The organism is Bacillus cereus ATCC 14579 (assembly GCF_000007825.1).
GTDB classification, from domain to species: Bacteria; Bacillota; Bacilli; order Bacillales; family Bacillaceae_G; genus Bacillus_A; species Bacillus_A cereus.
This window is the reverse complement of sequence record NC_004722.1, coordinates 3,498,342-3,510,388: the sequence shown is the minus strand read 5'-3', so window position 1 is coordinate 3,510,388 and position 12,047 is coordinate 3,498,342. Positions and strand designations below refer to the sequence as shown.

Genomic DNA, 12,047 nt, shown 5'->3' with positions numbered 1-12,047 from the left:
AAAAATAATTGGATGCTCTTTCTGTTTTAATCATATAGATTCATTTTCGGGCGAGGTGAAAAATTCGTCGATTTTGTCGGAAAGTAGTAATGGAATAGCTCCTTTTATAACAGAAATGTCCCAGTCCCACCATGCAAGATTCTCTAGTTTGTCAATTGTTTCTTGCGGGAAACGATATCGAATAAATTTTGCTGGATTACCAGCCACAATTGCATATGGAGGGACGTCTTTTGTAACAACACTTTTTGCACCAATAATGGCACCGTTACCAATTGTAACACCAGATAAAATGCAGGATTGATAACCAATCCATACATCATTGCCAACTACGATATCACCTTTTGAAGAAGGGTGACCAGTAATATGTGCTCCTTCATCAAAAAGTGCATTAAATGGATAAGTTGTTATCCAGTCTGCGCGATGTTCACCGCCAAGTATGAAAACGACTTCTTCTGCTAATGAACAAAACTTACCTATTTTCAATTTTGTTTCATCGTTCCAAGAAAAAATGGTTGGTCCTACTTTACTATAAGTATAATCACCAATATCATATTTATTATATTCAGGTTTTTGATTTAAATATAACATGCTTCTTCAGCCTCCTTTCTCAATTAAGTGATACGTATGGAATATTATATGCAAGATGTAGTAATGTGAACTGTATTAATAGGTGAAATGAACAAAAGGGAGTGGGATGTATGCGATACGAAATGGGTTTATATAATAAACCGTTTCAGTCAATTCGATCAGGGAAAAAAGTATATGAAGTACGCCTATACGATAAAAAACGTCAACTAATAAACAAAGACGATGAAATCGTATTTACGAATCTTAAGACAACAGAAATGATGACGGTAAAAGTAACGGAAATAAAGCGATACGAGAGCTTTAAAGCTATATATGAACAAATCGATAAAAAATTATTGGATTGTGAAAATGATAGTTTAGAGGAAATGTTAGAAAGTACATACAAAATATATACGAAAGAACAAGAAAAAGAGTGGGGAACAGTTGCGATTCGTATTGAGGTAATAAAATGATAAGAAATCGCGGAGCCGCTATCATTGTACAGGAAGGAAAAATCGCTCTTATAAAACGTATTCGAGAAGAGGAAAGATATTATGTTTTTCCTGGCGGAGGGATTGAGGAAGGTGAAACGCCTGAAGAGGCAACGAAAAGAGAGGTATACGAAGAATTAGGGGTACATATACAAGTGGAGCACCTTATTGCAAAGGTAAAATATAAAGGAAATGAATATTATTATGCTGCCTATATTACAGGCGGAGTGTTCGGAAGCGGAACAGCTGAGGAATTTCAGCTGGAAGGTAGGGGAAATTATATTCCGTTATGGTTACCGATAAACGAGTTGGAAAAAGTGAATATAAAACCTTATGAAGTGGTCAGAAATATATTTAATCATTATAAAATATAACGTCTGACAACATACAAAAAAAACCATTGACATAGTCTTCTGATTTAAGTATTGTATTCGAGTATGTTTATAATCAGGAGGTTTATATGAGCAATCAAACTACTACACATCATGTGAAAATGACAACAGCGGATCCATCTGGAATTGGTCTATTTGGATTAGCGATGGTAACACTTGTAGCATCATCTCAAAAGTTAGGCTTAACAGATGGCGTTTCACTTGTATTACCGTGGGCAATCTTTTTAGGAGGATTTGCACAAATCTTTGCTTGCATTCATGATGCAAAGCATAACAATACATTCGGTACAACAGCATTCGGTGCGTACGGTCTATTTTGGCTAGGTGTTGGAATGACTTGGTTAATTCAACTTGGAGTATTTGGCGAAAAATTAGCACAAGCTGCAGATTCAAAACAGCTTGGTGTAGCCTTTATCGGATATTTGATTTTCACAATCTTTATGACAATTGGTGCAATGGAAACACATAAAGTATTATTTATGATTTTCGTCCTTATTGATTTCTTATTTATCGGTCTTTCATTAAGTACTTTAGGTGTTATGCCGCATGCAATGCATAATTTAGCAGCATATTCTGAACTTCTTATTTCATTATTATCTTTCTACGGTTCAGCTGCAGCAGTGTTAAATACACACTTCGGAAAAGTTGTTTTACCAGTAGGAAAGCCTTTTGGTATTTTTAAAAAATAATAAAAAAGCACAGATGATTGTATAGTCATCTGTGCTTTTTTATTTATTCCGCTCTTTGTGGGTTGTCTGAAAAAGCCTGATTGGTGAGGACTCATTAAACTTTCACTTTATCCCGCTATTTGCCGGGCAGTAAGCCCCCCCCCGCCTCAAAATTCAGCGGAAACAAAGAAGTTAGGTGGGGGATGAATACCCTCACTGATTAAAGTTTCACCTTATTTGAAATAAGTAATGTGAAATGTAAATAAAAGTAGAAAAAATCAATTGAAATTGATTCTCATTATTAATATAATGAGAATGAGAATCATTTATTGTTAGAGGGGGATGCCAAAGTGGCAAAAATTTTAATAGCTTATGCAAGTATGTCAGGAAATACAGAGAGTATTGCTGATTTAATTAAAGTTAGTTTAGATGCTTTTGATCATGAAGTAGTATTGCAAGAAATGGAAGGCATGGACGCTGAAGAATTATTAGCTTATGATGGAATCATTTTAGGATCTTATACGTGGGGCGATGGTGAATTACCATTTGAAGCGGAAGATTTTCATGATGACTTAGAAAATATAGATTTAGCTGGGAAAAAGGTAGCGGTATTCGGATCGGGTGATACGGCGTATGAACTGTTTTGTGAAGCGGTAACGATATTTGAAGAACGTCTTGTGGAACGCGGTGCAGAGCTTGTACAAGAAGGGCTGAAAATTGAATTAGCTCCAGAAGATGAAGAGGATGTTGAAAAATGCAGTAATTTTGCAATTGCATTTGCTGAGAAGTTCTAAGAATGGGAGTGTCAACGTGGAGACAATGTTAAGTGCAACTGCTATTACAAAGTTAAGAGATGGAAAACTGTTGTTAGCTACTACATATAATGGCTTATTTGTTGAACAAGACGGAGAATGGAAACGAATTTTAAATGGTTTTCAAAAACGAATTAGGGATTTACATAGCGAAGATAATGTAGTTTATGGTGTAGGTGACGAAGGGATTTTTATTCGCAGTATGAATGGTGGAGAGAACTGGACAATTCAGCGTTTTCCAACAAAAGCAACGAGTTGGAATGTATGTAGCAATGTACAAGGAACTGTTGTTGCTCATGGAGAAAAAACGCTGTATCTTTCTAATAATTTCGGTTTGACATGGGAAACTATTCATCCGTTTCTTGAGTATGGCAGTGCGGCACCGTCTATTCGATCATTATTTTTATATAAACATTACTTATTTATTGGTACGAAAATACATGCTAAATATGGTGGTGTTTGGCTCTTTGATTTGAAGACACGTAAATTAAAGAGGATTAAAATTGCGATGAATCAAATGATCTCCGCGTTGACTTTACACAATTCTTATTTAGTAGCGGCAAGTGGATCGTGCAAGGGAGTTAGCGGAAATATTTCTTATTGTAAAATAGATGAAAGTATTGCAAGTGAAAAAATATATTGGCATACATGTCAAAGTGAGCAGAAAGCAAGTAGTTATTTAGACTTAAGTGTGGATCAACATGTTTTATATACAACTTCAACGCAAAATAAGGCGGGGATTAGTAGTGTGTGCCGTGTGCTTCTTGAAGAAGGTATTGTTACAGTATGTGATTCAGTTAAAGGGCACGGATGGCGCATTGTTAATCAAAAAGATGGTTATGTAGTAGCCGGATCAGGTGAATTAAAAGCAATGCAGTGGGAACAAAAAATAATTTAAGAAAAAAACTTTACTTTTATTATATTGATATGATATAGTATATTTAAACCATTTTACTTTTAATAATATAGAGATTTAAATGAGCTGTAACTTCCGAGGAGGATAGCAATGTTAAATCTCCTCAGGGGTTGCAGTTTTTTAATATCTGGCTTATTATTGTAAGGTGGTTGAAAATGAATATGTACATATAGGTACATTGTAGGAGGATTTTTTTCATGCAAAACGGTAAAGTAAAATGGTTTAACTCAGAAAAAGGTTTCGGTTTCATCGAAGTTGAAGGCGGAGAAGACGTATTCGTTCATTTCTCAGCTATCCAAGGCGAAGGCTTCAAAACTTTAGAAGAAGGTCAAGAAGTTACTTTCGAAGTAGAACAAGGTAACCGTGGACCTCAAGCTACTAACGTAAACAAGAAGTAATTTTTGAAAAAAGAAGGGCTCGCCCTTCTTTTTTTTTGCATTTTTATAGATGTCCTCCTACTTACATATCATAACAAGACTGAATTTTCATTTATTTATTCGGAGTATTTTTGTATAAAGTACATGAATAAATAAATACTGAAAATAAAGTGTTTGTGTGAAAAGGAATTTAGAAAGAGGTAAATAAATTGAAAAACGCTACACATTTCATTGTGTTTGATATTGAAAGGAATTTCAGACCGTATAAATCAGAAGATCCATCAGAAATAGTTGATATCGGAGCTGTAAAAATAGAAATAGGTACAATGAAGATAATTGAAGAATTTTCGGAGTTAGTAAAACCAAGTGCACGATTAACTCGTCATACAACAAAATTAACCGGTATTACGAAAAAAGATTTAATGGGTGTAGAAAAATTCCCTCAAATTATAGAGAAATTTATTCAGTTCATCGGCGAAGGTTCTATATTTGTTTCATGGGGAAAAGAAGATTATCGCTTTCTATCTCATGATTGTACATTATATGGTGTTGAATGCCCAAGTATAGAAAAAGAAAATAGAATTGATTTGCAAAAATTTGTTTTCCAAGCATATGAGGAATTATTTGAACATACGCCAAGTTTACAATTTGCGGTAGAACAGCTCGCTTTAACGTGGGAAGGAAAACAGCACCGTGCTTTAGCAGATGCTGAAAATACAGCAAATATACTTCTTAGAGTATATAGCGAGAGAGATATCAATAAGCGATACAGGAGACATGGTGAACTTGAACTTGTAAAAAACGGAAAACTAACAGAAAAAGCGAAAAAAAAGATGCGAAAATGGGTTTTTAAAGAACTAAAGAAAAATACAGAACGCCCTTTTGAATGGAGTACATTTGAAAGTGGTGACACGTGGGAAAGTATAACGGAAAGATATTATATAAGTGAAAATACAGTGGAACTCCTGAAAAAACATTTTCGTACAGCAGTGAGAAAAGCGGAACGGCAGATTAGGTATTTGGCTGAGATGGAGGAGAATACAGAGGTTAAATGAATTTCTCCTCCCCCTCTAACTACATACATGTAATAACAGCGTATTGATATTAAATAGGCATCAACTTGTTGTTGTGATTGTGCATTATAATTGCTTTGGGATTGTTAAGACGTAATAAGAGTTTTAAACCGTATTAATAAAATAAAAATATATATAAAGAAAAGAGTGTAGTTTAATGGAAACGATCTTTAACATTTTAACTGTTTTAGTTTTTGGGATAATATTTACCACACAATTAGCATTAACTACACTTTCTTTCATAGTAAAGAAGAATTGGAAAAAACTTAATATCTCTTTAAGTTGTGGTGTATTAAAGTTTAAAATAGAAGAGTAAGATTGAGTTTTGTACAAGGGAGGTGTGATAGTGGTAGACTTGGATATTAAAGATGTCACAGTAAAGATGGAATTAAACGGTGTCTTTTGGAATGAGGATCGGATTGCTGAAATGAAGGTGACTACAAAAGAAGAGCATTCTGTTATTCTTCGTCTAGTAGTTGATTTAGAAAGTAAAACTATTAGGGCGACGAGTGCGGAAATAGTGAATGGATTCTGCCCTCTGTGCAAACAGAAAAGGGACGAATGTAGTGAACTTAATGACTTGCAAAACAAAATGGAAATTTTAGAAGAAGCCTACGATTGGGTGAGAGAACATCCGGAATATCGTTTTCAATTATCTTTTTACGAGTACAATAAATTTGAGGTAGTAAAGTGAAATTTGCATCTTAACAACTTATAGAAGGTCTTGGTCAACTAGAAATATTGAAGTAGATATTTCTAATGGAAATAAGCTTGTATAACAAGGAAGGGATGTATTTGATTCTGCAACAAATGTCATCTTGCATCAAAAAAATTTGAAAATAAACATGTTTTATTATAAAGCAGAAAAATCGATTCTTAGTAGAATCGGTTTTTAATATAAACAAAAGAGCGCTTATTATAAGCGCCCAGTAACAACAGTTATATGGAAGTATTTATCCCGTAAAAGCCCGATTGGTGAGGGTAATAATTAGTGGGGGATGAACAAAACCCCACTGATTAAAGTTTCACTTTATTCAATACCGCTCGGATCAAACGAATACTGCTGCTTATTCTCAATCCGCTCAATCACATCTTGCAGCTCATCTGGCTTCAGAAACTCAATAGGAGAGAAGCCTTTTTCAAATGTAAGTGTGTCTGCTTCAATCATAAGTACATATCGATCATTTACCTTCGCAATATGTATTTGATCCCCGAAATCAGCAAGCAGGGCCTTCACAGAGATATGATCTGCTTTTAGTTTTAATTCGACTTCAGGAGCATGCTCGACGATTTGAGCAGTTGCTTCCATTACTTCTTCGGTTGAAAATTGTTCCATAATTTCGCGTTTCGGACTGGCAGCCCATACTTCCATCGCTTGGTCGAATTGTTCGCGTTCTTCCGTACCTTCTTCAAATACATCTTCAATTTGGTCGTATACCATGTCCATTACTTGTGTTTTCATAATTTCAGGCATAGAGCGTTCGTATTCGACGAATTTTAAGAAGTCTTCAAAGTAGCGGGCATGTGATGCTTGGTGTATTTTTAGTTCGCCTACTTCAACCATACCTTCTTCAGGCATGTACGGATATTGGATAGATTTCATATTCTTTGTTGTGATGGCCATTTCAACGTTACGAATCAGTGTTGATTCATCAGAAATAGAAGCAACCTTTGGTTCAAAGTCGCATTTCATTACGAATACGAATGGATCATCAAAGTATTTGCGTAGTTTTGCCTGAGCAATTAAAAATACACCACCACGTACAGCGCTTGTGTCAAGATATGTATAAACGAGAGGTTCGCTCATATCTTTAAAGTTTTCTTTTGTTTCTGCAAAGCGAATACGATTAAAAAGGTTGTAATGAGGGTTTGAATCAAGTTCGTGCCCTTCTTCTACAATAAAGCGACCAATTTTTGTTGGGGCTTGTTCTGTTTTTGCATGACGTTCTACTTTTCGCTTCGATATTTTTAATAACTCACCATTCAAAAATTCTTTTAAGGAACTATCTTCATATTCTTCAGCGTCTAAAGTTTGAAAATGTTTGTAGCGTTTATCAACTGCTTCACCTTTTCCTTCTACTTGTACAACATAAAAGGAAAGATAATTTATTTCAAAATCCATATTTATCACCTTGTTTCATTTCATTAACTCTTATCAGTATAGAGATGGAAAAAACTTTCGTCAATTTATATAAGGAAGGGGAAGCCCCTTCCTTTATATAATCTTTATTTTCTCGATTAAAATCCGTCTTCTAATGCTGCGAATGGAATGTTTAGTCTGTTTTCTACTGTGCGTAAACGTTGGTTTAAGCGGTTTAGTCTACGTGTATGGCGCTCAACTGTATTTTCTAGTTGACGAACTCTTTGTTCAAGCTCATTTACGCGTCTTTCTAATTGACGATTTCCAGTGCCAGGAAAAGAGATTGGAAGTTGGAATTGTCTATTTTGGTCATATGGATTCGTGTGCTCTGCTTGATCTATATAAGATTGATATTGTGTTTGTAAGTCATACTGTGGTTGTTGGTACGCATATTGATTATATGGATCATATGGATTGTAGGGATACATAATAACATCCTCCATTTCTTTAAAATAGGTTGAATTCACCATAATGTATGTGCAAAAGCGGAGTGGTGGCACGGCAAATACCTATTTATGTTGACGGGATTTCTCTTTATCCCGCTATTTGCTGGGCAATAAGACCCCCATGTCAAAATTCAGCAGAAACAAAGAAGGTCGGGATGCCCGTAAAACCCCCACTGATTACAGTTTCACTTTATAAAAAATAGCTTGAGGGTTTTTGATTTGTATTTCTTTTGCTTAATGGTATATACTGGATAAAAGAGAGAGTTTACATAAAAGTTACAATTCTATCAAACTCAAACTTTTATGTAAATATGTATAGACATTTATAAAAGAAAAGAGTAATTTATATAGAGTGAAAAATAACTTGTAACATTTTATAAACATATTGTAAAATGATTGTAACAAAACATACATGAAAATGAAATAAATACATAATAGTGATGTTGGGGAAAGGGAGAGAGTATATTGTTCCGTAAAGTAAAGGGTATATTGGTTGGGGTGTTATGTGTAGCTATAATGAGTGGCTGTGGTGCAAAAGTAAGTGATGTTGCATTGGTAAGTGATATTGGTGGGCATACTGTAGAGGCTAAAGCAGAAGTGCAGGATACTATTAGTTTAGTTGATGGTCGAACTGGTACTGAAGTGAAAAAATTAGATTTATCTAGTTTAGGCTATTTTGAAGATGAAGCGAAATTTAAAAAGTCTGTAACAAAGGTTGTTGGTGAGGTTGGAAAAAGCGTCGACAAAAAAATGGTTCCTTCACGTATAGCACCTGATGGAAGTTGGCAAGAAGGAAAACCTTCTTATGAATTAATGGAAAAAGAATTAGTAGATAAATTGTTAAATGTTGGTATGTGGGATGCTACGTATCAGTTGCCGATCGTGGAGAAAAAACCAGTCGCAACATTAAGTGATGCGCAAGGAAATGGTACGGTAATTGGTAGATATGAAACGAACTTAGGTGGTTCAACAGGTGGCCGTATTGAGAATATTCGTTTGTCAGCAGCGAGCATAAATGGAGTTGTGTTAGCAAAAGGAGACCGTTTCTCTTTTAATTCATTAATCGGTGATACAACACCAGATAAAGGATATCAATTAGGGAAAGAAATAGTTGATGGTAAATTAGTAGATGGATATGGCGGTGGTGTTTGTCAAACATCTTCAACTTTATACAATGCAGCAGATCAAGCTGGTCTGAAAATGGTGGAGAGAACTACACATTCTAAAACGGTAGGTTATGTTCCACAAGGAAGAGATGCTACAATTGCATATCCATACTTAGATTTAGTATTTGAAAATACGAATGATGCACCTGTGAAGCTTTATATGGGCATTCAGGGTGGAAAGCTAGTTGCTGAAGTACATAAAATGAGATAAGAGTTAAAAAGCCACCTTTTCTAAAAGTTAGAAAAGGTGGCTTTTTATTATGAAAATAAAAATGTATGTAAATTCTGACTTTTCTTATTTACATAGGATGATTTTAGTTGTATCCTTCATAGTAACGGTTATATGTAATGGGGAAAATATAGGGATAAGGAGATGAAGTTATTCATGGTAAAAATTCATCCGAAAACACGTATTGGTCATGTTGAATTTAAAGTGAAAGATTTAGAGCGTCAAATTGCTTTTTATGAGAATGTTGTAGGATTAGAGGTAATTAAGCAAGAGGGGAATAAAGCATATTTATCTGGAAAAGGTGGAAAGAATGCGTTACTTGTTCTTGAAAAGTTAGAGGACGGGGTACTGCAAGAACCGCGTACGACTGGTATATATCATGTAGCCTTTTTAGTTCCGACTCGTGAAGCTTTTGCTTCTGCGCTATTTGGGGTTCTTCGTAATAAGAATGTAATTGACAGCCCGGCTGAGCAAGAAGGGCGTTATACATATTCAAATGAAATTTTACCAATTTCAAGGCTTAATAGTGCAAGTGATCATACATATAGCGAAGCTTTTTATTTGCAAGATTTAGAGGGGAATGGTATTGAAATTTATGTAGACCGTCCGCGCGATCGATGGGGAGAAGGGCCAGGAGGAAGTACACCACTTGATTTAAAAGAATTGGCAACATTCGTTGATTATGAGTTTGATGGTTTGCCTGCTAATACTGTCGTTGGGCACGTACATTTACGAATAGCTGATGTAGAGAAATCACATGAATTTTATGTGGAAACAGTAGGTTTTGAAGTACAACAGCGTGAAGAGGATTGCTTATTTATTTCAGCAGGGGGATATCATCACCATATTGGTGCAAATACGTGGAACGGAGTAAACAATCCACACCCACCAGTACATGCAACTGGGCTAAAGGTGTATACGATTGTACTACCGTATAAAGAAGCGTTAGATGAAGTGAAAGAAAGATTAATAGAAAAACAACATGAAATAAATGAAACTACAAATGGGTTTGTGGTGGTAGATCCAAGTGGTATTACAGTGCAGTTTGAAATAGAAGCAGTGTAAAATAAGCGAGAAAGTGTATAATCACTTTCTCGCTTATTTGTGATCATTCATAGCTCAATCCAATATCTTCTTACTACATTCCCATCTTCCTCAGTGAAATCATCATCACGAAGCCCGCCGTTATGTAAAATCGTTTTTTCAGAAGCGGTATTCACTGCGTCGCAAACGACAAGTACTTTCGTGATGTCTAATTCCTTCGTTTTTTCTAATGATAATGCTAGTAACTTCGTAGCATAACCTTTTCTTCTTTCAGAAGGGCGAATGCCATAACCAATATGACCGCCAGCGTTAAATAAATGTTCGGTTAAACTATGACGTATATTAACAGCTCCCACAATTTTATTTTCATCTGTAACAAGCCAATATGTAGAGTCTGGTACCCAAGTTTCAGGGATATTTATTCCGTTATGCGCATCGAGAAGTTCTTGAACCATAGCTGGGAAGTTGGCAGGATTTTTTGAGATAACCCACGGGATCATTGTTTCACCGCTATCTTTCCATTCGTTATAGAAATCTAAGTATTCTTCTTGTAAATCAGTAGTAGGTGTAAGTAACGAGACGTTCATTGTTAGTAAGCTCCTTTATTTATGTATTTTTTATAAAAAATTATGAAACAAAATGAAAGCGTTTTCTAAAATTTCTCAACCTAATTTCATGCAATCCACCTTTGGTTTTTTAGAAAATTAGTGAAGGTTTAAAATCAGGAGTTATTTATTTTATGTTAATATTTAAAATATTAACATAAAACAGTCGGAGTATTAAGTGTATTTTAGTGGTATTCTTTCATGGTGATAAATGGATGTTTGTGATAATTTTTGTTTTATCTATCTATAATGAATGAAAGGGGGAAGTGCCCGTGAGTGTAGATTTTGATTTTATTATACGAATCGGTGTTGCTGGCTTGTTAGGAGCAATGATTGGTATTGAAAGAGAAATTCGATCGAAAGAAGCTGGATTAAAGACTCATTTCCTCGTAGCGGTAGGAAGTGCGTTAATAATGGTTGTTTCGAAATATGCCTTTTCAGATATTGTGTATGAAGAGCATACGTCTCTAGACCCAAGTCGGATTGCAGCACAAGTCGTTAGTGGAGTTGGTTTTTTAGGTGCAGGCACAATTATTATTCAAAAGCAGGCGGTGAAAGGATTAACGACCGCGGCTGGTTTATGGGCTACTGCCGGTATAGGATTAGCAATTGGAGCGGGAATGTATGTAGTAGGCATTGGAGCGACGATTCTCGTTTTAATTGGTTTAGAAATTGTAAGTCGTATTTTTAAGGTGCAATTTCTATTTCCACAAAATATAACAGTGCAAATGTTTGTAAATAAACATGAAGCGATACAACAAATATTAGAAACACTACAAGTGAAAGGCATCCCAATACTCTCATATGAGGTGGAAGCTTCACAGCAAGGTACAGAAACTGTTTATAAGGTAGGAATGCAGCTGAAAAATATATCGTCAGAAGAAAAGAATGAGTTTATTCAGCATATGCAAACATTACCGGAAGTTATGTTTATAAAGTTAAAATCATAGTGTTGAAAACGAGGATAGATGTAGCAGAAATTTTGCTATTATCTATCTTTTTTTGATCTAAAATGCACGGAAAGTCAAGCGTTAATTTTACATGAAATGAATATATGTGTGAACGTTACCTTATTTTTTCTCAATACAGGACAAAAAGTAAAAATAGTAAAATAATGGAGC

General features: G+C 35.1%; 15 protein-coding genes. 11 read left to right on the top strand and 4 right to left on the bottom strand.

Features of this window, described 5'->3' with window-relative positions:
- Positions 1–30: 30 nt before the first annotated feature.
- The gene (locus BC_RS17675; RefSeq protein ID WP_000966303.1) at positions 31–588 is read right to left on the bottom strand and encodes a CatB-related O-acetyltransferase; all 558 of its coding nucleotides are present in this window, start codon (positions 586–588) and stop codon (positions 31–33) included.
- Between the two features lie 110 nt (positions 589–698).
- On the opposite strand from BC_RS17675, the gene BC_RS17670 reads away from it, so the two are divergent.
- The 8 genes from BC_RS17670 (at position 699) to BC_RS17635 (ending at position 5,990) form a co-directional block, all read left to right on the top strand.
- Positions 699–1,040: an ASCH domain-containing protein gene (locus BC_RS17670; protein WP_001268367.1), complete on the top strand. Its 342-nt coding sequence runs from the start codon at positions 699–701 to the stop codon at positions 1,038–1,040.
- Positions 1,037–1,432 (top strand): NUDIX hydrolase, encoded by a 396-nt coding sequence (locus tag BC_RS17665; RefSeq protein WP_000620822.1) that lies wholly within the window; start codon positions 1,037–1,039, stop codon positions 1,430–1,432. Before BC_RS17670 ends, BC_RS17665 begins: the two co-directional genes overlap by 4 nt.
- A gap of 86 nt (positions 1,433–1,518) precedes the next feature.
- Positions 1,519–2,139, top strand: a complete 621-nt coding sequence (locus BC_RS17660) for an acetate uptake transporter (RefSeq protein WP_000070938.1) — start codon at positions 1,519–1,521, stop codon at positions 2,137–2,139.
- Positions 2,140–2,468: 329 nt separating this feature from the next.
- Positions 2,469–2,912, top strand: coding sequence for a flavodoxin (locus BC_RS17655; protein WP_001062752.1), 444 nt, complete (start codon positions 2,469–2,471; stop codon positions 2,910–2,912).
- Between the two features lie 16 nt (positions 2,913–2,928).
- Positions 2,929–3,828, top strand: a complete 900-nt coding sequence (locus BC_RS17650; RefSeq protein ID WP_000449496.1) for a WD40/YVTN/BNR-like repeat-containing protein — start codon at positions 2,929–2,931, stop codon at positions 3,826–3,828.
- Positions 3,829–4,043: 215 nt separating this feature from the next.
- Positions 4,044–4,244 (top strand): cold shock-like protein CspB, encoded by a 201-nt coding sequence (cspB, locus tag BC_RS17645; RefSeq protein ID WP_001179150.1) that lies wholly within the window; start codon positions 4,044–4,046, stop codon positions 4,242–4,244.
- Positions 4,245–4,432: 188 nt separating this feature from the next.
- Positions 4,433–5,278: an exonuclease gene (locus BC_RS17640; RefSeq protein ID WP_000786420.1), complete on the top strand. Its 846-nt coding sequence runs from the start codon at positions 4,433–4,435 to the stop codon at positions 5,276–5,278.
- A 364-nt stretch (positions 5,279–5,642) separates the two neighbouring features.
- Positions 5,643–5,990 (top strand): hypothetical protein, encoded by a 348-nt coding sequence (locus tag BC_RS17635; protein ID WP_000227983.1) that lies wholly within the window; start codon positions 5,643–5,645, stop codon positions 5,988–5,990.
- A 336-nt stretch (positions 5,991–6,326) separates the two neighbouring features.
- Here BC_RS17635 and BC_RS17630 read toward each other — a convergent pair whose 3' ends face one another.
- Both BC_RS17630 and BC_RS17625 read right to left on the bottom strand, forming a co-directional pair.
- A complete protein-coding gene (locus tag BC_RS17630; RefSeq protein ID WP_000345046.1) occupies positions 6,327–7,418 on the bottom strand; it encodes a DUF3900 domain-containing protein in 1,092 nt (363 codons plus the stop codon).
- A gap of 116 nt (positions 7,419–7,534) precedes the next feature.
- Complete coding sequence (locus tag BC_RS17625; protein WP_000283715.1) at positions 7,535–7,864, bottom strand: hypothetical protein; 330 nt, start codon at positions 7,862–7,864, stop codon at positions 7,535–7,537.
- A 483-nt stretch (positions 7,865–8,347) separates the two neighbouring features.
- On the opposite strand from BC_RS17625, the gene BC_RS17620 reads away from it, so the two are divergent.
- Both BC_RS17620 and BC_RS17615 read left to right on the top strand, forming a co-directional pair.
- On the top strand, positions 8,348–9,259 hold the full coding sequence (locus BC_RS17620; RefSeq protein WP_000488973.1) for a VanW family protein: 912 nt from the start codon (positions 8,348–8,350) through the stop codon (positions 9,257–9,259).
- Positions 9,260–9,433: 174 nt separating this feature from the next.
- Positions 9,434–10,342 (top strand): VOC family protein, encoded by a 909-nt coding sequence (locus tag BC_RS17615; protein WP_000238832.1) that lies wholly within the window; start codon positions 9,434–9,436, stop codon positions 10,340–10,342.
- A 47-nt stretch (positions 10,343–10,389) separates the two neighbouring features.
- On the opposite strand, the gene BC_RS17610 is transcribed toward BC_RS17615, so the two are convergent.
- Positions 10,390–10,908 (bottom strand): GNAT family N-acetyltransferase, encoded by a 519-nt coding sequence (locus BC_RS17610; RefSeq protein ID WP_001103118.1) that lies wholly within the window; start codon positions 10,906–10,908, stop codon positions 10,390–10,392.
- A gap of 290 nt (positions 10,909–11,198) precedes the next feature.
- On the opposite strand from BC_RS17610, the gene BC_RS17605 reads away from it, so the two are divergent.
- Positions 11,199–11,876, top strand: a complete 678-nt coding sequence (locus BC_RS17605) for an MgtC/SapB family protein (protein ID WP_000109727.1) — start codon at positions 11,199–11,201, stop codon at positions 11,874–11,876.
- The last annotated feature ends 171 nt before the right edge of the window (positions 11,877–12,047 follow it).